Origin of the sequence: Cobetia marina (genome assembly GCF_001720485.1) — a bacterium.
In the GTDB taxonomy this organism is placed as follows: domain Bacteria; phylum Pseudomonadota; class Gammaproteobacteria; order Pseudomonadales; family Halomonadaceae; genus Cobetia; species Cobetia marina.
In genome coordinates, this window is sequence record NZ_CP017114.1 from 2,232,529 (window position 1) to 2,252,078 (window position 19,550).

A 19,550-nucleotide genomic window follows, 5' to 3' on the forward strand; every position below is an offset into this window, starting at 1 on the left:
TGCCAAGCCTTTCTTTGTGACTCGGATGCATTCTAGTGGTTTAGTTCAGGAACGGCGACCACGCAGGTTCACGCACTTCGCCTTGTGGTGACGGCAGGGAAAATTGTGCTCTTCCGTCTGCCGAGACCTCGCCCAGGACCCCACGGGTTCCTTGCTGAGTGGCATATATCACCATAGTGCCATTCGGTGCAACACTTGGAGATTCATCCCACTGAGTATCCGTGAGGGATGTCACTCGACCACTCTTCAGATCCTGCTTGGCAACCTGATAACCATTGCCCGAGCGATTGATCATGAACAGGGTTTCCCCATCGGGCGACACACGCCCACGGGAATTGTAGTTTCCGGTAAACGTCACGCGTTCAGTACCACCGGAAAGATCAAGACGATAGATCTGCGGCGAGCCGGCACGATCAGACGTGAAGACCATGCCACTGCCATCCGGCAGCCAGTCCGGCTCGGTATCGATCGCAGGATTGTTGGTCAGACGTTGGAATTTGCGTGACGCGATATCCATCACATAAATCTCGGGCTGACCATCCTTTGACAATGCCATCGCCAACTTGCGGCCATCCGGAGACCAGGCCGGAGCACCATTGATGCCACGGAAACCGGTCAGTTTGGCACGACGACCACTTCCCAGCTCCTGAACATAAATCGCAGGCCGTTCTGATTCGAAACTCACGTACGCCAGTTTCTTTCCATCCGGCGACCATGCAGGAGACATGATCGGTTCATCGGATGCAAGAATCTCCTGACTACCATGGCCATCCGAGTCGGCAACATACAGTGCGAAACGAATGTTGTCACCCACGCCATTGGCGGTAATGTAGGCGATTTTTGTCGAGAAAGCACCGCGAATTCCAGTGATTTCCTCAAATATTTCATCACTCATGTAATGGGCGCGCGAACGCAACTGGCCATCACTGCCCGTGATGACTTCTCCCAGCATGCGCTTGTTCCCGAGCACATCCATCAGCTCGTATTGAATGCTGTAGCCACCGCTGCTCGCATTCTTGACCTGCCCGACCACCAGATAGCTGGCGCCGAGGCGCTTCCAGTCATTGACGAAGACATCCTGGGTAGTCCCCGGCAGCGCGATCAGGTTGTCACGCTTGATCGGCTCGAATTGGCCGCTGCGCGCCAGATCATCCGAGATGATACGGGCCAGATCCTGAGGGAGACTTCCCCCCGTCAGGTTCTCGAACGGCACCACGGCGATCGGCGTCGCGCTGTCATTGCCCTTGGTGATCTCGATGGTCAGGTCCGCTCGCGCCATGCTGGTCACGACCAGCATGGCGGCTGCCATCATCCATGTAGTCACTCGTCTCATCGGCCCAGGTCCTCTGGATTGAAGTACAGATTGAAGTTGCGGAACTGGCTCTTGGCTGAAGCCGGCAGGTCCTGCATCTCGGTAAACGGTGCTGCTTTCTGTATCGCCTGAATCGCGGAACGATCAAAGGCGGCATTGCCACTGCTCTTGCTGACCGCAGCCGAAACAAGTTCCCCTGTCGGCAGCAATGAGACGCGCAGCGTCACCGTCATGCCGGGTACGGTACCTGAAGGCCGATTCCAGTTCTGCCCGACATACTTCTTGAGCAGACTCTCAAAGCCATTGGCCGCCTGTGCGGCCTGCTTGGCGCCACTGATGGCGTCACTTTCGCTGTCGATCAGACTATCCAGTGACCCGGCAGATGCCTGTGCTGCCTTCTCGGCAAGCGCCTTCTGGCGCGCGGCCTCCGCGGCTGCCTTCTTGCGAGCCTCTTCCGCTGCCTTTTCCTTGGCCGCCTTTTCCTTCGCTGCTTTCTCGGCGGCTGCCTTGGCTGCCTTTTCCTTTTCAGCCTGCGCCTTGGCCTTGGCCGCCTTTTCAGCCTCTGCCTTGGCCTTCGCGGCTTTTTCCGCCTCGGCTTTCTTGCGCGCTTCCTCGGCTGCCTTTTCCTTGGCGGCCTTCTCCGCTTCCGCCTTGGCCTTGGCCGCCTTTTCGGCTTCCGCCTTCTTCAAGGCGTCTGCCTTGGCCTGTTTTTCAGCTTCAGCCTTCTTGCGCTCAAGCGCAATCGCCTTGGCTTCTTCCGCCCGACGCGCTGCATCTGCCTTGGCCTTGTCTGCCGCCTCGGCAGCCGCTTTCTGCTCCGCCTTCAACTGCTCAGCCGCCTTGGCCTGTGCCGCCTTCTCCTGCTCGGCAGTCTTGGCCTGCTCTGCCTTGAGCTGCGCGGCTTTCGCGCGCGCAGCACTCTTCTGCTGTTCTGCAGCGCGCTCCGCTTCCCGGGAGGCCTCCTCCTTGGCGCTCTGACGCTCATCGGCCTCTTCGGCGGCATCCCGCGCCTTGCTGGCCTTGGCCTGCTGGGGCTGATTGGTCGTCGTTTCGGTGCTGACCAGCGTCGCGTTGACGATGGTCGTGCTGCTCTGATCCGGCTCGGACTCAGGCCAGCTCACCAGGGTCAGTACCAGGATGACCACATGCAGACCCACGGCCAGCACGACGGGTAATCCATAGCCTGCCCGCTTTTCGATTTCCGGCTGACTCATCCATCAGCCCTCGTTCGGCGGTTCTGAAATCAGCCCGACATTGGGAACGCCCGCCCCCTGAAGAGTGCTCATCAGCCCCATCACATCACCATATGGCGCTGTCTTGGCGCCTTTGACCAGCACGGGTGTCTTGGGCTTTTCCGACACGATGGCGGCCACCTTGCTGCCCAGGTCATCCAGGGCGACGGGAGTCCGCTTGTCCTGATCAGAGCCCAGATCGATGTAGTAGTTGCCGCTGTCATCCAGCGAGACGATCAGCGGTGTCACGTCATCAGGATTGTCGATGGGCTTGGAGGTGACCTTGGGCAGTTCGACCTGTACCCCCTGGGTCATCATCGGCGCGGTGATCATGAAGATGACCAGCAGCACCAGCATGACATCGATGAAGGGCACCACATTGATTTCAGAGGACAGCTTGCGCTTGTGCCCCCGGCTGTAAGGTCCTTTCATGCTCGACTCTCCTTTCAGGCGTCGTTGCTGCCACGGCCGTGCAGATTGCGATGCAGAATGGAGTGAAGCTCTTCGGCGAAGTCTTCATAACGGCCCAGCAGCTGATCGGCACGGCTGGCCAGACGGTTATAGAAGATGACTGCCGGAATCGCGGCAAAAAGCCCCATGGCGGTAGCGACCAGCGCTTCTGCAATCCAGGGAGCGACAGTGGTCAGAGTGGCCTGCTGTGCAGTCCCCAGTGCCTGGAAAGAGCCCATGATGCCCCACACCGTCCCGAACAGACCCACATAGGGGCTTACGGAGCTGACGGTGGCCAGGAACGGAAGATGGATATTGAGACGTTCTTCCTCGCGTGACAGCGTGACACGCATGCTGCGCTGAACGCCGTCCATCACCGCATCGGCATTGCTGGACTTGGGCTTGAGACGACTGTACTCACGAAAGCCTGCACGGAAGACGCCTGCAGCACCCGGCGTCGCCTCTTCTTCACTGGGCAATTCACGGTAGAGGTGATTGAGATCCACTCCGGACCAGAAACGCTTTTCAAAGGCGGTATACGCCTGTTTCGCTCGTGACAATGCCATCCCCCGCTGGAAGATCACTACCCAGGAGGCGATGGAAGCCGCCAACAGCAGCAACATGACGGATTGCACCACCAGGCTGGCATTCGCGAACAGCGAAATGATCGACATCGAATCTTCCACGGAAATCCCTCTTTTACTTGGTTCAGTCAGTGCCGCCGGTGAGGCGACACCCTTAACATTCGTCCGACTCCGTCGCCTGACATCCGACCAGAAGGATGGCTGCAACGGCGTCTCACTCGTTCACGCCTTGACCACGGCGACTCTCGGTCAATCTGGTATCGGTGACTCAGACCTCAAGAGCGCTCAGCAATTCCACGGGCCATCGACGCGGACGCAATGTGCTGGCATCGACACAGGCAATCACCACCTCGGCATCACTCAACATCACCCCGTCCTTCATCACCTGTTGATGAAAGACAAGGCGCGCGCCACGCAACTCACCTGCCGTTGCCGTGACCTGAAGCAGATCATCCAGTCTCGCAGGACGATGATAGCGACTGGCCACACTGTGCACGACAAGCTGGATACCGCGCTCCAGAAGTGTCTGCTGGGAATAGCCACGTGCGCGCAGCCATTCACTGCGTGCGCGCTCCATGAAGCGCAGGTAATTGACGTAATAGACGATGCCACCCGCATCGGTATCCTCGATATAGACCCGCACCGCATGATGAAAATCGCCCGTCTGCCCAGTCAACGTTTCCTCGCCGGGTCTGGATGTCTGCAGAGACGACATCATGCGTCCTCCTGCCCACCCGGCGTCAGACGCGCCTGGGTCTCACGCGGTGTGATGCCGAAATGCTGATAGGCGGAACTGGTCACCACGCGCCCACGCGCCGTTCGCATCATGAAGCCCTGCTGAATCAGATAGGGCTCCAGCACATCTTCGATGGTATCGCGCTCCTCGCCGATGGCGGCCGCCAGCGAATCCACACCGACGGGCCCGCCATCGAACTTCTCGATCATCGACAGCAGCAACCGGCGATCCATATGATCCAGCCCGTGGCTATCCACATTGAGCATGTTGAGCGCCTTGTCCGCGACATCCAGCGTCAGACGGCCATCGCCGCGCACCTCGGTAAAGTCACGCACCCGCCGCAGCAGCCGATTGGCGATACGCGGCGTCCCTCGCGAGCGTCGTGCGATCTCGCGCGCGCCATCCATCTCCACTTCCATGCCTGACAGCTTCGCACTGCGCGAGACGATACCGGTCAGCGACTCGATATCGTAGAACTCGAGGCGCTGAACGATGCCGAAGCGATCTCGCAGGGGCGCGGTCAACAGACCAGCCCGGGTCGTCGCCCCCACCAGAGTGAATCGTGGCAGTTCCAGCTTGATCGAGCGGGCAGCCGGGCCCTCCCCGATCATGATATCCAGCTGATAATCTTCCATCGCCGGATACAGCACTTCCTCGACCGCCGGTGACAGGCGATGGATCTCGTCGATGAACAGTACATCGCCTTCCTGGAGATTCGTCAGCATGGCGGCCAGGTCACCTGCCCGCTCCAGAACCGGTCCGGACGTCGACTTGATGTCCACGCTCATCTCACTGGCAATGATGTGTGCCAGAGTGGTCTTGCCAAGTCCCGGGGGCCCGAATACCAGGGTGTGATCCAGGCTATCGCCACGACCGCGAGCGGCACTGATGAAGATTTCCATCTGCTCGCGCACGATCGGCTGACCGATATACTCATTCAGCGTTCGCGGCCGATTGGCGCGATCGATCCGTTCTTCCGGATCATGCGTGGCCGCGGAGATCAGTCGATCCGACTCCATCATGATGCTTGCTCAACTCCTGATGACTCATGCTGCAGACATGAATCATGTGGCGAGAGGTGGTCTGACCGAGGCAGTGAAATGATCTTGCGCCAATGCAATCAAGCGCGCACTTTCTACCCCAGTCGCCGGCCATTCCCTAGTCAATAAATCCAATCAGATCGTGCCTATTCTGTCATTCACGCTATCAGGCACGAGACACGTGCGCTAGCTGGCCATCTTGCGGGCCAACGCCGCCTTGATGAGGGCTTCCGTGGAGGCACCTGTCTCGAGTCCCGAGAGCATCTTGGCCGCCTCGACCGGCTTGTAGCCCAGCGCGACCAGAGCGGCTTCGGCGTCGGCCAGGGGATGGGTAACCGGCGGCTGTGGCTGCGAAGCGCGCGCCATTTCCGACAGACCATCGTCCTGCGGAATCGTCCAATGCTTGAGCCGGTCGCGCATCTCGATGATCAGGCGGTCCGCCGTCTTCTTGCCGACGCCGGGCAAGCGAGTCAGTGCCCGACTGTCTTCGTCGTGCACGCAGCGAATGAAATCGGCCTGCTCCATTCCCGAGAGAATCGCCAGCGCCAGGCGCGGCCCGACCCCGGAAATCTTGATCAATTCCCGGAACAGACGACGCTCCGGCTCCTTGCCGAAGCCATAGAGCAACTGGGCGTCTTCACGCACGACCAGATGGGTGAACAGCTGACAGTCCTCCCCGACAGCCGGCAGACCCAGCAAGGTATTCATGGAGGCTTCAAGTTCATAGCCCACACCCTGTACATCGAGTACCAGATGAGGCGGCTGCTTTTCGAGCAAACGCCCGGTCAGACGTCCAATCATGTTTCGGGCTGTCCTTGAGTCTTCAGTGCCGCCTGCTCATGACATCAGGTGTCAGGCGGCACGGGTTGTTGCGATGCGGGCAAGCCTACCAAAGATAACGTGCAGGCGGCATGTCCGAGTGTCACGACGATTTTGTCGCATGAATCTGACAGTCACTTGTCGCCATGAGGCCAGATGCAGGCAGCATGCGGATGCCAGCAGAACGCAAGATGCTGCCTGACATCGTGAAAACAAGCCTACAAGTGACTGAAAAATTGGAATTTATTGGTAACGATAGCGTATCTGGCGCAAGCGGGCTTGTCACTTCTCGCCTGTAGAGGCCGTCTTCGGCACACGCCGGAGTCTGCTCCCCACTCTCTTCAGCCCCTGACCAGACACTCTTCAGACCCTACGTGACCGGCAGACACCTCATTTGCCCGGCTCAAAGTCACGCCAGCTACTGCTGCGTCGTGCGCGGGTACTCTTGCGCCCTGCACCCGCCCCCAGGCCCAACGCCTCCAGCTGCGCGCCGCTCGGGGTCAGTCGCATGCGTGCAAAGCAATGTGTCAGCGCGATGGCCAGAGCATCCGCGGCATCCGCCTGAGGCGTTGCAGACAGCTTGAGCGTATGGGTCACCATATGCTGGACCTGGGCCTTGTCTGCTGCACCGGACCCCGTGACAGCCTGCTTGATCTGTCGCGGCCCATACTCTGATACCGGCAGGCCGTGGTTCGCCGCACACACGATGGCTGCCCCACGTGCCTGACCGAGCTTGAGCGCGGAGTCGGCATTCTTGGACATGAAGACCTGCTCGATGGCGAACTCCGCCGGGCGATGCATGGCAATCACTTCACTGATACCGGCGTAGATCTGCGCCAACCGCTGGTCGAGGCTGACCTGGGACATGCGGATGCAGCCACTGTCCACATAGCGGGGCTGAGCCGCCGAGACGTCCAGTACGCCGTAACCGGTCAGGCGTGACCCCGGATCAATGCCAAGAATGATCATGCCACCGCCTCGCGTCTCACACTCATTGCCTCTCCATCCCTGTCGTCTTTCGTGCTTACTGTGTATATAACCAGCCACAATGCCACAAAAAAGGCGGTGCGACACTGTCATTGCCTGCATCATCTGCAGGTAACAGTCTCACACCGCCTTGCCGGGGTCACTTGCCCGCTTGCGCGGGACTCCCCCTCTCTCGGGCGCTGATGGCGCCTGTCAGGAGAGGTTGATCACCCCGGGGTCATTCGCCTGGATCAGGCCTGACCGCCTTCCTCTTCAACCTTGACCTTCTGACGCAGACGGATGTTCAGCTCCTTGAGCTGCTCACCGCTGACTTCCCCCGGGGCGTCGGTCATCATGCAGCCAGCGCTCTGGGTCTTCGGGAAGGCGATGACTTCACGAATGGTCTTGGCGCCGGTCATCAGCATGACCAGACGGTCGAGACCGAAGGCCAGACCACCATGGGGCGGCGCGCCGAACTTGAGCGCGTCGAGCAGGAAGCCGAACTTCTCTTCCGCTTCCTCTTCGCCGATGCCCAGCACTTCGAACACGGTACGCTGCATGCCCTGGTCGTGGATACGGATGGAACCGCCACCCAGCTCAGTGCCGTTGATGACCATGTCATAGGCGCGAGACAGTGCCGCTTCCGGATCGGCCTTGAGTTCTTCCGGGGTGCAGGACGGCGCGGTGAACGGGTGGTGCAGCGCGCTCAGGCGGCCGTTGGCATCGGCTTCGAACATCGGGAAGTCGACGACCCACAGCGGTGCCCATTCGCGGGTGTAGAGGTTGAGGTCTTCGCCCAGCTTGACGCGCAGCGCACCGATGGCCTCGGCCACGATGTTGGACTTGTCGGCACCGAAGAACACGATGTCGCCATCGACGGCGCCACAGCGGTCCAGCACGTCATCCACGACGTCTTCCATGAACTTGACGATCGGCGACTGCAGACCCTCGATGCCCTTGGCACGCTCGTTGACCTTGATCCACGCCAGGCCCTTAGCACCGTAGATGCCGACGAACTTGGTGTAGGCGTCGATTTCCTTGCGTGACAGGCTGGCACCGCCCGGCACACGCAGCGCGGCGACACGGCCCTTGTCATCCTTGGCCGGGCCGGAGAAGACCTTGAAGTCTACACCGCTCATCAGGTCATCGACATCGACCAGCTCCAGCGGGATACGCAGGTCCGGCTTGTCGGAACCGAAGCGCTGCATGGCTTCGGAATACGGCATGGTCGGGAAGTCGCCCAGCTCGACATCCAGCACTTCCTTGTAGAGACCACGGATCATGGTCTCGGTCATGCCCATGATGTCCTTCTCGTCGACGAAGCTGGCCTCGAGGTCGATCTGGGTGAATTCCGGCTGACGATCGGCGCGCAGATCCTCGTCACGGAAGCACTTGGCGATCTGGTAGTAACGATCGACACCGGCGACCATCAACAGCTGCTTAAACAGCTGCGGAGACTGCGGCAGCGCGAAGAAGCTGCCGGCATAGGTGCGGCTCGGCACCAGATAGTCACGTGCCCCTTCCGGCGTGGCACGCGTGAGAATCGGGGTTTCGATGTCGAGGAAGCCCAGGGCTTCCAGCTGGGCACGCACGCTGTGGGTGATGCGTGAACGCAGGCGCAGCTTGTCGATCATGTCCGGACGACGCAGGTCGACATAACGATACTTGAGGCGAACTTCCTCACCGACCTTGTTGTGGTCGTCCAGCTGGAACGGCGGCGTCTGTGCGGTGTTGAGCACTTCGACATCCTTGGCCAGCACTTCGATCATGCCTGTCGGCATGTTCGGGTTCTGGGTGCCTTCCGGGCGCATGCGAATACGGCCCTTGATGCGCAGGACGTACTCGCTGCGCGCCTTGTCGGCAGTGGCGAAGGCATCGACGGTGTCCGGATCGACGACGATCTGGGCGATACCGTCACGGTCGCGCATGTCGAGGAAGATGACGCCACCGTGGTCGCGACGGCGGTGCACCCACCCGCACAGAGTGACATCCTGATCGATCAGGGTCTCGTTCAGTTTGCCGCAATAGTGGCTGCGCATGTTGATTCCTTGTTGCTCAAATTCGTGATCGACGCACTGGTGCGCGTCTGTCTCAGAGGGCCTGACGCTGGAGATGCCTGCCACTCATGCATGACCTTGCACATGGATGGCAGGCATGACAGCTGGCCTGATGACGGGAGACATCAGGACGAGCTATCGCCACCTCCGGCCAGATTCTTCTTGCTGCCGGACTTGAAATCCGTTTCGTACCAGCCACTGCCCGCCAGACGGAAACCGGCGGCGGATACCAGCTTTTCCAGCTGGCCCGTCTTGCATTCCGGACATTCCGTCAGCGGCGCGGCGCTGATCTTCTGCAACTTGTCCATCCGATGGCCACAGGCCTTGCAGTGGTATTCATAGATCGGCATGGTTTTTTCCTGACGATACTGGTCCCGAGCGCACGAATGCGAGTCGCGGACCATGACAATGTTATGCCTTGCGGCGCCCTTGCATCAGACGTGCCGGAGACATCAATATGAGTGACATCTCAAGCACAGCTTCGGAACGCGTACAATAAGGCCAGTTGAACGTCTTTCAAGTCAAAGCGAAAGGGCCACATTATAGCGTGCTCGGCCCCTTGCGGGGCAACACCTCGATAGATTCCCGGCAATGCGCCGTCATGCCCGGCCAGGGTCAGGCCTCATTCACTGCCGCCCGGCCGTCTCACGTCATGAGGACACCGATGTCTGATCCCCAACTCGCATCTGCAACTCCCCCTACTGCTGCCGCTGGTTCTGGCCCGCAGGCCGTGATGCTCGACATGGCATCACTTGGCGACGGCCTTGACTTCAGCCGCCTGAAGGACCGGGTCAATGGGCTTGTCTGCCATGATGCCACGTTGCCCGAGCAGGTCGTGGAGCGTCTGGAGGGTGCCGAAATCGTGCTGGTCAACAAGGTACGCCTGGAGGCGCAGCATCTGGAGGCCCTGCCGACATTGAAGCTGATCGCCGTCATGGCCACCGGCACCAACAACATCGACATGGAAGCGGCAAGGGCGCAAGGCATACGCGTCATGAACGTCGCGGCCTATGGCACCGCCTCTGTCGCACAGCACACCTGGATGTTGATGCTGGCACTGGCCGGACAACTGCCTGGCTACCAGGGAGATGTCGCGAGCGGTGAATGGCAGCGCAGCAATACCTTCTGCCTGATGGGCCGCCCCACCCTGCAACTGGCCGGCAAGCATCTGGTGATCGTCGGCAAGGGAGAGCTGGGGACTGCCGTGGGCAGGTTGGCAGAGGCGTTCGACATGCGCGTCACCTTCGCCGCGCGCCCGGGCAGTGAGTCGACGTCTCAACGACCGAGCCTGAAACACCTCCTGCCTGAAGCGGACGTCATCAGCCTGCACTGCCCACTGACGCCTGAGACACACCATCTGATCGACGAGCAGGCCCTGGCGTTGCTGAAGCCCGGTGCCCTGCTCATCAACTGTGCACGCGGTGGCATCATCGATGAAGAGGCTGCACTTGCCGCCTTGAAGCGTGGGCACCTCGGTGGACTGGCCGTCGACAGCCTGCCGGAGGAACCGCCCCGGGAAGGCCATGCCCTGCTGACAGCGCTGGCTGACGGCCGCACGGCGTCTGAGGCCGGATGGAACCTCATCGTCACGCCCCACAATGCCTGGATCAGTCGTGAAGCGCGTCAGAACATACTGGATCTGAGTCTTGCCAATATCGAGGCCTATCTCGGCGAAAACGTCTGAGACATGGACGAGGGGGCTGCACTCCGATGCCCGCCCGCTGGCAGAGGCATGGATAGACACCAGAAGGGGCCAGATGCGCAAGGCATCTGGCCCCTTCTGGTGCCGGGATTGCCGCGTCATTCAAGAGGAGTGACGCGACATCGATGGCAGCTAGCCTGAGATCACTCTTGAGCTCGCTCAGCGCAGGTGGCTGGCGAATGAGGATCTGTCGATACGGATATGCATGCCGGCGGCCTTGACGGGGTGGCCTTCGGCATCCCACGTCACTACCCGCCCGCGCGAGATGAGCAATACCCAATCAATGGCATCCGCCGCCTGATCCTCGTCATGCCGACTCGCCGACGATGCCGCATGGCCCTCGCCGCCTTGCGGCTCGATGCCCGGTTCAACCGTTAGATCAGAATGCGCATTGCAGCCCATGCTTTCGATGTGCCGCAGATCCTCCTCTCCCGGGGCGCGCATGCGGTACTGACATTCGAAGGTATCGCCGAAGGTGGTGAACACGCGGTGACGCAGGACATGCACGGCTTCCAGGTCATCAGGATGGATCAGCCGATCAAAGTCCAGCTCGCGCATCACCAGCGGCTCACGCCCTGTCGCTCCCAGCATCCGCCACAGATTGGGGTGAATGTGGATGATGCGCCCGGGAATATCCATCTCCCACAGACTGTCGCCACTGGCTTCCAGGGAGTCGAGCAAGCGCCGCTCACTGGCCTGGAGTTCCTGCTGGGTCTGGCGCAGACGTCGGTACATCTCTTCCGCCGTATGATGGGCATCATCCAGCTCGACGATACCGCATTGCCCAGGAGACTCGATCTCCGCCCCCATGCCGATACGATGCAGGCGATCCCTGAGCTCTGCCAGCGGCACGGACAGATGGCGACTGATGTGGTGGGTGCGCCAGCTCATCAGCAGGAAGAAGCTCAGATAGAAGAGAATCAGTCCGCCCACCAGCGCCATGCCGACCAGTTGAAAATTGCGCCCGATCTCGGCGGTACGCGAGAAGACGGCCGACTCCTCCACCATGCTCAACATGATCCAGTCATTGCTGCTCAGACGCTCCCAGGCCACCTTGAAGGGCTCACCATTCACCAAGACGCTTGCAGAGCCACGACGCTGCCCGAGGATCTGCTCGGACAGGGTGGCGAAGACGGGATGCCTGGACAGCTCCATCTGCGCCGGCCGCAGCACGTCCTCCTCCTGGAGAATGCTGACGTCCGGCTGCTCGACCGGTGCCAGAGAGAGCAAAGATTCGCCCCTCGACGGCACCGCCAGTGAGCGCCCCTTGGCATCGTAGAGCATCGCGAAGCCGCTCCAGGGCAGTTCCATGGCCAGAATCTGGTTGACGATGACATCCAGGGTCATGTCGATGCCTACCACACCGAGAAATTCGTCACCGTCGTAAAAAGGCGTGACGGCAGACGTCATCCAGCCATTGGCGGCGGGGTCCTGATAGAGATCCGTCCAGACGGTGTGGCGCTCGGGATTCATGGCCGGTGCGGCCAGGTAGAAGAAGGAGAAGTCTCGGCAATCGTGATCGGGGGGCAACAACTCGACGAGATCCACATAGGGATAGATTCGCACATAGCAGTTCGCCAGCGTCACGAAGGTCTGGATGACCGCGGGATGGGTCGAGACGATATTGCGCATCAGGGGGTCCATGGCCGTCATTCGCAATGCCAGTGGCACATCGATCTCGATATCAGGCAGCACGGCATGGAAGCCACTGGCCTGATCCCCTTCATCCCTCTGGCTGGCCCAGCCGCCACTGCGCTCGAATCCATGCCGAGCCGCTTGCTCCGCACTGACGGGAGAAGCACTGTCGAGTCGAATCATGCGGGCCTGTGCCGCCATACCGGTGGAGAGATCCTGCATATGTTCCAGCTGACGATTGAGGCTCTTGGCCTCGCGCAGCATGGCCAGATTCAACTCACTGCTCGACTGCGCCTGAAGGTAATTCAGATTGGCATCACGTATCTCGTCGTTGGACAGGAAATACACCGCTACCAGCGCCGTCTCTACCAGCAGCAACGGGATCATGGTACTGGTAAACAGCGCGCGCCAGACCCATTTCTTGATGGTGATGGGGGTACGTTGAATTCCCGGCATTGGCGGATTTCCTGATTCCTCCATAAGTGAATCGAGTATGCGCCTTCTCTTGCCTATACGTGGACTTCGCGCTTCAACGCTCAAACATGTCCAAAAGGTCAGACCTTGGTGTCAGGACTGCGGACAGGCGGCCAAGGCTTTGCTAGGATGCTCGACCCCAAGGAGGCTGCATGCTTTACAACTACGGTTCCATCAATATCGATCACGTCTACCGGGTCCCTCATCTGGTTCGCCCCGGTGAAACTCTGGCGAGTCACTCCTTCCGTCAGGTATTGGGCGGCAAGGGGGCCAACCAGTCCCTCGCTCTGGCACGCGCAGGCGGAGATGTTACCCACTGGGGACGTCTCGGCAATGCCGACCGCTGGGCACTTGAGCCATTGGAGAGCGCCGGTGTCATCACGTCTCAGGTCGAACTGAGCGCCAGCGCCAGCGGTCACGCCATCATTCAGGTGGATGATCACGCCGAGAACAGCATCATCCTTTACCCTGGTGCCAATCATGGCTTCACCGACGAACACCTCTCCGAGCTGTTCTCCGGAGTCACCCAGGGCGATTGGCTGCTGCTTCAGAACGAGTGCAATGCGCTTGGCAAGGTCATCGAGATGGCGCATGCCAAGGGCATGAAGATCGCCTTCAACCCGGCGCCGATGGGTGCTGAAGTGCTGGATCTCCCGCTGGAGCATTGCCAGGTGCTGTTCTTGAACCGTGGCGAAGCGGCGCAACTGGTCGAGCTGGAAGAAAGCGCACCGGTCGACACGCTGCTCAATGCCCTGCATGAGCGCCTGCCCGCCACCGAGGTGGTGCTGACTCTGGGCAGCGAGGGCGTCTGCTATCAGCTGGGCGAGCAGCGCATCCAGCTGCCTGCCCATCGCGTGAAGGCGGTGGATACCACCGCTGCCGGCGATACCTTCATCGGCTATTACCTGGCCAGCCAGATCGATGGCATGAACATCGAAGACAGTCTGCGTCGCGCCAGCACGGCCTCCGCACTCTGTGTCAGTCGTGAAGGCGCCGCTCCCAGCATTCCGGGCAGCAGCGATGTCGCTGACGCCCTGGCGGAGTGGCCCCCCCTGGACGCATTGAGCAACTGAACGATCACCCCCTTGAACCGGACAGGTCTGAGCCTTTCCTGAGGGTGAGGCTCAGCCCACGGCACGCTGATTGAGGTGCCGATGGCACCGGTTCATGGCTTTATCGGCAAGAGGACATCATGAAGACTCCCATCATCTTTGATACCGACCCGGGCGTTGATGACGCCCAGGCCATCGCCATCTGCCTGGCACATCCGGACATCGAATTCCTCGGCATGACGACCACCTTTGGCAACGTCACCATCGAGACCGCCACGTCCAATGCGTTGTTGCTGGGAGAGCTGACGGGCCAGAATATCCCGGTCGCACAGGGTGCTGCCCAACCGCTGGTCAAGGACAAGTTCCCCGCACCGGCGCACATCCACGGCGCCAACGGCCTTGGCAACATGGATATCCCGGAGCCCGAGGGCAAGGCGCTGCCCATCAGTGCACCGCAGTTCATCGTCGAGCAGGTCAATGCGCGTCCGGGCGAGATCACCCTCGTCGCGGTAGGCCCGCTGGGCAACCTGGCAACCGCCCTGCAACTGGACCCGAGCATCATCACCAAGGTCAAGCAGGTGGTCGTGATGGGTGGCTCCATCCGTGAAGGCGGCAACGTCTCCCCGGTGGCGGAAGCCAATATCTTCAACGACCCGCATGCCGCCTCCAAGGTGCTCACGGCAGGCTGGCCGCTGACCATGGTCGGCCTGGATGCCACTCACCGCTGCGTGCTGTCCCCGGCACATGTCGAGCGCATCCGTGTCGCGCAAGGTGCCCTGGGCGAGGTGCTGTCCGGCAGCTATCAGTTCTACAAGGCCTTCTACCAGGAAGCCCGTGGCATCGATGGCTGCTGTCCGCACGACAGCTGTGCCCTGGCCTGGCTGATGAAGCCGGAGATGTTCACCGTCGAGCGTGGCCACCTGAGCGTCGAAGTCGAAGGGCTGGCGGAAGGCCAGACCCTGTTCGCGCCGCAAGGACGCGAGTTCCTCGGCAATCAATGGTCCCAGACACCGTTGGTCGACGTCTGCGTCAATGCCAACGGTGAGCAGGTCGTCGAGTGGATCACCGACGTGCTGACCGCCAAGGCTTCCTGAGCCTATACTCCCGATATCACGTGACGCACCGCGGGTCATGACGATACCGGCTGGCCCCCTGCAAGGCATGCCTTGCGGGGGGTAGCCAGTCTGCGTGATGCCTCGCCTTCTCTCCGCTTTCTATTGCCTCTCTCGTTTCTCTCGTCTTTCGCCTCTCCCATTTCGTCGATGACAGTGTTGTGGGTAGGATTGATATCTGTGCGGAGATACAAGGTAACGGTATAATAAAAGATGCTTGCAGACGCAGACAGATCGCACACTGCCAGGCCATGCTCAGCGTATGTGCGTTATCTGATAGGCTATCGGGGACGCACGACCTGCCACCCAGACGCAGTCTTCAGAATTCCATGGAGCGTTTCATGCCCTCATCGTCTCTCATGCCCGCCATGCGTGCACCGTCTCAGCTCTGCTCCGAGGGCTCGGCAGACAACGCCTGTCAGTATGACTGTCTCGTCTTCATCGGCCGCTTCCAACCCGTTCACCATGGTCATGTCGCGATCATGGAAGAGGCCCTGCGTCGTGCACGCCAGGTCATCGTCCTGGTGGGGTCCGCCTGGCAGGCGCGTTCCTTGCGCAACCCTTTCACCTTCGATGAACGCACCCGCATGATTCGCAGCTGTTTCGGGGAGGATGCCAATGCCCGACTGGAAATCGTGCCGCTGCTGGATGCTCTCTACAACGACGATGTCTGGGTGCGGGATGTGCAGCGCAAGGTGCGTGACATCGCACGCCCGCAGGCCAATCGCATGCCCCGCATCGCCTTGATCGGGGCCACCCACGGCAATGACAATGCACGCTCCAGCTATTATCTGAGTCTGTTCCCGCAGTGGGAATCCGTGGCAGGGCCTTACCACGAGGGCATGGTGGCGAGCCATATCCGCGATGTGATCTTCAGCGAGCGGGCCAGAGTCGAGGACTGGCTGGACAACGAGGGACTGGAGTTGCTGCCCGGCAGCGTCGCAGAACATCTGCGCGGCTTTCTGGAGGAAACGGCATGGCAAGGTCTGGTCGAGGAGCGTCGACTGCTCGAGCAGTATCGCGCGGCATGGAGTGACGCGCCCTATCCTCCCCTGTTCATCACGGTCAATGCGGTCGTCGTGCAATCAGGGCATATCCTGCTGACCACCCGACGCGCTGCGCCTGGCAAGGGGCTTTACGCCTTGCCCGGGGGCTTCGTCCAGTCGCAGGAGCGCCTGCTGGACGCCTGCCTGCGCGAATTGAGAGAACGCGTGCGGCTCAAGGTGCCAGAGCCCGTCCTGCGCGGCTCACTGCGTGGGCAGCGTCTGTTCGATGAGCCTCATCGCAGCTGGCGCGGTCGCACGCTGGCAGAGGCCTTCTATTTCGCACTGCGCCCGGAGCAGCAGTTACCGAAACTGCGCAGCAGTGGCAAGGACAGCGAAGAGCAGGCTCGCTGGGTGGCACTGGCAGATCTGGAGCCTGACACCTTGTTCGAAGACCACTTCTTCATCATCCAGAACTTTCTGGGCTTGCATGCGGGGCAAAGCAGTTTCTGACTCGCCGATAGAGACAGCTTTGCCAGACACGACAACGGCAGGCCATTGGCCTGCCGTTGTCGTGTCTGGGTGTGGCCTGTCAGGCCTGAAGGAAATCTCGCGGCAGATTCATCAGCTGCTTCCACAGCTTGTCGATCCCCGGCTTGTGAACCAGTGAGCAACGATAGAGACGAATCTCCAGCGGAATATCCCAGGCGTCATTGCCGGCTCTCACCAGCTTGCCACTTTCCAGCTCATCCCGGATGCAGAAGTCCGGAATCCACGCCATGCCCACTCCCTGCAACGCCATGCCCTTGAGTCCCTCCGCCATCGCCATTTCATAGACGGTGCGCAGACGAAGCCGCAATGGATCATTCTTGAGCAACATCTTCACGCTGCGCCCCAGGAACGCTCCCTGTGTATAGGAGAGCAAGGGAATCGCGTCCTGACTGGTTTCGCTCTGGCCGGTCAGCGGGAAGCGTGGTTCGCCGTTCTCCAGCGGCACGCAGACCGGCAGCATGTTGACCTTGGCCACCGAGAAGGAGGGGAATGCCTCTGCATCCAGCTGCATGCTGGCGTAAGGGTCGTAATACGCCAGCATCAGATCGCAGTTGCCCTCACGCAGGGCATGGATGGCATCGCCGACATTCATGGCGGAGAGCCGCGTCGGCAACTCCCCCAGCCCTTGCTGAAGGCGCGAGATCCACTTGGGGAAGAACGCCAGCGCCAGCGAGTGTGCCGCCGCGATGTCCAGCGTCTCGTTGGCCATCCCAAGCCCCCGTAGATGGGCCAGACATTCGGACAACTGCTCGGTCAGGTTGCGCGCGGTCACCAGGAACAACTGTCCTTCCGGCGTCAGGCTGACAGGCGTGGTCGAACGATCCACCAGCGTGGTGCCCACGGCCTGCTCCAACGCGCGAATTCGACGGCTGAAGGCTGGTTGGGTCACATGTCTGAGGCGAGCCGAGGTGGAGAAGCTGCGCGTGTTGGACAACGCGACGAAATCTTCCAGCCATTTTGTTTCCAGGTTCACCCGAACTCCCATCGATATCGATCATGCCGGCAATATGCGTGAAAACCGGTCATGTAGCGCCTTGTCTCTGGCAGTGAGCTTCACGGGGGAGAATCACTACCTTCGTCGTATGCATTTGACGTATACGGCAGCGGCGATAGGCATTGGTCGTCGGGGCATCCTGCTGGTTACCCTTGTCCACCTCACCGCGCTTCAAGCGCAACAGTGTACTTCAGCCAGGAGTTCCGCCCAAGTGAACAGTGCCTCGGAAACCGCTCAGAACGCCATGCCATCCTCACAGCCCGACCTCAGCCATGCAGAGCAGGAGGCATTGGCAAACGGTTTCCGCCTCGAGAAGGATCTACTGGGACGCGAGCCGGTCCCGACAGAGGCCTATTACGGTGTCCAGACCCAGCGTGCACTCAACAACTTCCATCTGTCCGGCGTGCCGCTGTCCCACTTCCCGCGTCTGGTGGAAGGCCTGGCATTGGTCAAGGCCGCTGCCGCGGAAGCCAATCACGCGCTGGGCTATCTCGAGACACGTGAGCACGATGCCATCCAGCATGCCTGTGCACGCTTGATGAATGGCGATCATCACGATCAGTTCGTGGTCGACATGATCCAGGGGGGTGCCGGTACCTCGACCAACATGAATGCCAACGAGGTGATCGCCAACCTCGGGCTGGAATATCTTGGCTATCCGAAAGGGGATTACCAGCACCTGCACCCCAACAATCACGTCAACATGGCGCAGTCCACGAATGACGCCTATCCGACGGCCATTCGTGTCGGCCTGCTGCGCAGCCACTCGATGCTGGTGGATGCGCTGAGCGAACTGGCCAATGCCTTTGCCAGCAAGGCACTGGAATTCGATGATGTCGTCAAGATGGGGCGCACCCAGCTTCAGGATGCGGTGCCGATGACGCTGGGCCAGGAATTCCGCGCCTTCGCCAACACCCTGCGCGAAGATGTCGAGCGCATCGCCAACCTCAACGAGCTGCTCAAGGAAGTCAATCTGGGGGGCACGGCGATCGGCACCGGCATCAACGCCGATCCGCGCTACAGCGCCCTGGCCATCGAGGCATTGGCACGTCGTTCCGGCATCGACTTCCGTCCGGCGTCGGACCTGGTCGAGGCGACCAGCGACATGGGGGCCTTCGTGCTGTTCCACGGCATGCTCAAGCGCCTTGCGGTCAAGCTGTCCAAGATCTGCAATGACCTGCGTCTGCTGTCTTCCGGCCCGCGCACCGGCTTCAACGAGATCAACCTGCCGCCTCAGCAGCCGGGCAGCTCGATCATGCCGGGCAAGGTCAATCCGGTGATTCCGGAAGCCGTCAACCAGGTCGCCTTTGACGTGATCGGCAACGACACCGCGCTGACCATGGCGGCGGAAGCCGGCCAGTTGCAGCTCAACGTGATGGAGCCGCTGATCGCCTACAAGCTGCTGGATTCCATCCGCCAGCTGAGCCGAGCCATGACCATGCTCAAGAATCGCTGCGTGATCGGCATCACGGCCAATCGGGATCGTTGTGCGGAGCTGGTCAACAACTCCATCGGCCTGATCACTGCCCTCAACCCCTACATCGGCTATGACAACGCGACCCGCATCGCCAAGGAAGCCCTGGTCAGCGGTCGCAGCGTATTGGAGCTGGTGCGCGAGGAAGGCCTGCTGGATGAGGCGCGCCTTGAAGCACTGCTGTCGCCGCAGGCGATGACACGGCCGCGCCAGATGAAGGATTGAAGCTGCAGTAGCGTTCCGATGACTCATCACGATTTATCCTAGCGCCAAACCGTAACGTGGTATGACGCGCAGCCTGAAATGACAAACGCCCCGTCCAGGCTTGAAACCTGAGCGGGGCGTTTGTCTGCAGGATAGCGGCAAGACAAGTCGC

17 protein-coding genes are annotated in these 19,550 nt (G+C 60.6%); 5 read left to right on the top strand and 12 right to left on the bottom strand.

What is annotated here, in order from left to right; all coding sequences use genetic code 11:
• Positions 1 to 40: 40 nt before the first annotated feature.
• The 10 genes from tolB to BFX80_RS09515 all read right to left on the bottom strand — a co-directional run bounded on the left by tolB (position 41) and on the right by BFX80_RS09515 (position 9,546).
• On the bottom strand, positions 41 to 1,333 hold the full coding sequence (gene tolB / locus BFX80_RS09470; protein WP_077376488.1) for a Tol-Pal system beta propeller repeat protein TolB: 1,293 nt from the start codon (positions 1,331 to 1,333) through the stop codon (positions 41 to 43).
• The gene (gene tolA, locus BFX80_RS09475) at positions 1,330 to 2,526 is read right to left on the bottom strand and encodes a cell envelope integrity protein TolA (RefSeq protein WP_084208695.1); all 1,197 of its coding nucleotides are present in this window, start codon (positions 2,524 to 2,526) and stop codon (positions 1,330 to 1,332) included. The genes tolB and tolA overlap by 4 nt, the downstream gene beginning before the upstream one ends.
• Before the next feature lie 3 nt (positions 2,527 to 2,529).
• On the bottom strand, positions 2,530 to 2,976 hold the full coding sequence (gene tolR / locus BFX80_RS09480; protein ID WP_077376494.1) for a protein TolR: 447 nt from the start codon (positions 2,974 to 2,976) through the stop codon (positions 2,530 to 2,532).
• A gap of 14 nt (positions 2,977 to 2,990) precedes the next feature.
• Entirely contained in the window at positions 2,991 to 3,668 is a 678-nt protein-coding gene (gene tolQ, locus BFX80_RS09485) for a protein TolQ (RefSeq protein ID WP_077377369.1), read from the bottom strand.
• 178 nt (positions 3,669 to 3,846) lie between these two features.
• Positions 3,847 to 4,296 carry a tol-pal system-associated acyl-CoA thioesterase gene (gene ybgC, locus BFX80_RS09490; protein ID WP_240499523.1) on the bottom strand — a complete coding sequence of 150 codons (450 nt, stop codon included), beginning with the start codon at positions 4,294 to 4,296 and terminating at the stop codon, positions 3,847 to 3,849.
• Complete coding sequence (gene ruvB / locus BFX80_RS09495) at positions 4,293 to 5,336, bottom strand: Holliday junction branch migration DNA helicase RuvB (RefSeq protein ID WP_077376500.1); 1,044 nt, start codon at positions 5,334 to 5,336, stop codon at positions 4,293 to 4,295. The genes ybgC and ruvB overlap by 4 nt, the downstream gene beginning before the upstream one ends.
• A 204-nt stretch (positions 5,337 to 5,540) precedes the next feature.
• Positions 5,541 to 6,155 (bottom strand): Holliday junction branch migration protein RuvA, encoded by a 615-nt coding sequence (gene ruvA, locus BFX80_RS09500; RefSeq protein WP_077376504.1) that lies wholly within the window; start codon positions 6,153 to 6,155, stop codon positions 5,541 to 5,543.
• Positions 6,156 to 6,563: 408 nt separating this feature from the next.
• Entirely contained in the window at positions 6,564 to 7,142 is a 579-nt protein-coding gene (gene ruvC / locus BFX80_RS09505) for a crossover junction endodeoxyribonuclease RuvC (RefSeq protein ID WP_084208696.1), read from the bottom strand.
• A gap of 248 nt (positions 7,143 to 7,390) precedes the next feature.
• On the bottom strand, positions 7,391 to 9,178 hold the full coding sequence (gene aspS / locus BFX80_RS09510) for an aspartate--tRNA ligase (RefSeq protein ID WP_084208697.1): 1,788 nt from the start codon (positions 9,176 to 9,178) through the stop codon (positions 7,391 to 7,393).
• A gap of 143 nt (positions 9,179 to 9,321) precedes the next feature.
• On the bottom strand, positions 9,322 to 9,546 hold the full coding sequence (locus BFX80_RS09515; protein WP_084208698.1) for an FmdB family zinc ribbon protein: 225 nt from the start codon (positions 9,544 to 9,546) through the stop codon (positions 9,322 to 9,324).
• Positions 9,547 to 9,860: 314 nt separating this feature from the next.
• On the opposite strand from BFX80_RS09515, the gene BFX80_RS09520 reads away from it, so the two are divergent.
• On the top strand, positions 9,861 to 10,880 hold the full coding sequence (locus BFX80_RS09520; protein ID WP_084208699.1) for a D-2-hydroxyacid dehydrogenase: 1,020 nt from the start codon (positions 9,861 to 9,863) through the stop codon (positions 10,878 to 10,880).
• A gap of 177 nt (positions 10,881 to 11,057) precedes the next feature.
• On the opposite strand, the gene BFX80_RS09525 is transcribed toward BFX80_RS09520, so the two are convergent.
• Entirely contained in the window at positions 11,058 to 12,989 is a 1,932-nt protein-coding gene (locus BFX80_RS09525; RefSeq protein WP_167593015.1) for a PDC sensor domain-containing protein, read from the bottom strand.
• A 170-nt stretch (positions 12,990 to 13,159) separates the two neighbouring features.
• Between BFX80_RS09525 and BFX80_RS09530 the strand changes: the two genes are divergently transcribed.
• The 3 genes from BFX80_RS09530 to BFX80_RS09540 all read left to right on the top strand — a co-directional run bounded on the left by BFX80_RS09530 (position 13,160) and on the right by BFX80_RS09540 (position 16,667).
• Complete coding sequence (locus BFX80_RS09530) at positions 13,160 to 14,080, top strand: ribokinase (protein ID WP_084208701.1); 921 nt, start codon at positions 13,160 to 13,162, stop codon at positions 14,078 to 14,080.
• Positions 14,081 to 14,199: 119 nt separating this feature from the next.
• Positions 14,200 to 15,153, top strand: a complete 954-nt coding sequence (locus BFX80_RS09535) for a nucleoside hydrolase (RefSeq protein ID WP_084208702.1) — start codon at positions 14,200 to 14,202, stop codon at positions 15,151 to 15,153.
• Between the two features lie 386 nt (positions 15,154 to 15,539).
• On the top strand, positions 15,540 to 16,667 hold the full coding sequence (locus BFX80_RS09540) for a bifunctional nicotinamide-nucleotide adenylyltransferase/Nudix hydroxylase (protein ID WP_240499743.1): 1,128 nt from the start codon (positions 15,540 to 15,542) through the stop codon (positions 16,665 to 16,667).
• 79 nt (positions 16,668 to 16,746) lie between these two features.
• Here BFX80_RS09540 and BFX80_RS09545 read toward each other — a convergent pair whose 3' ends face one another.
• Positions 16,747 to 17,679, bottom strand: a complete 933-nt coding sequence (locus BFX80_RS09545; RefSeq protein ID WP_077377372.1) for a LysR substrate-binding domain-containing protein — start codon at positions 17,677 to 17,679, stop codon at positions 16,747 to 16,749.
• Positions 17,680 to 17,944: 265 nt separating this feature from the next.
• On the opposite strand from BFX80_RS09545, the gene BFX80_RS09550 reads away from it, so the two are divergent.
• Complete coding sequence (locus BFX80_RS09550) at positions 17,945 to 19,399, top strand: aspartate ammonia-lyase (protein ID WP_077377375.1); 1,455 nt, start codon at positions 17,945 to 17,947, stop codon at positions 19,397 to 19,399.
• Positions 19,400 to 19,550 lie beyond the last annotated feature (151 nt).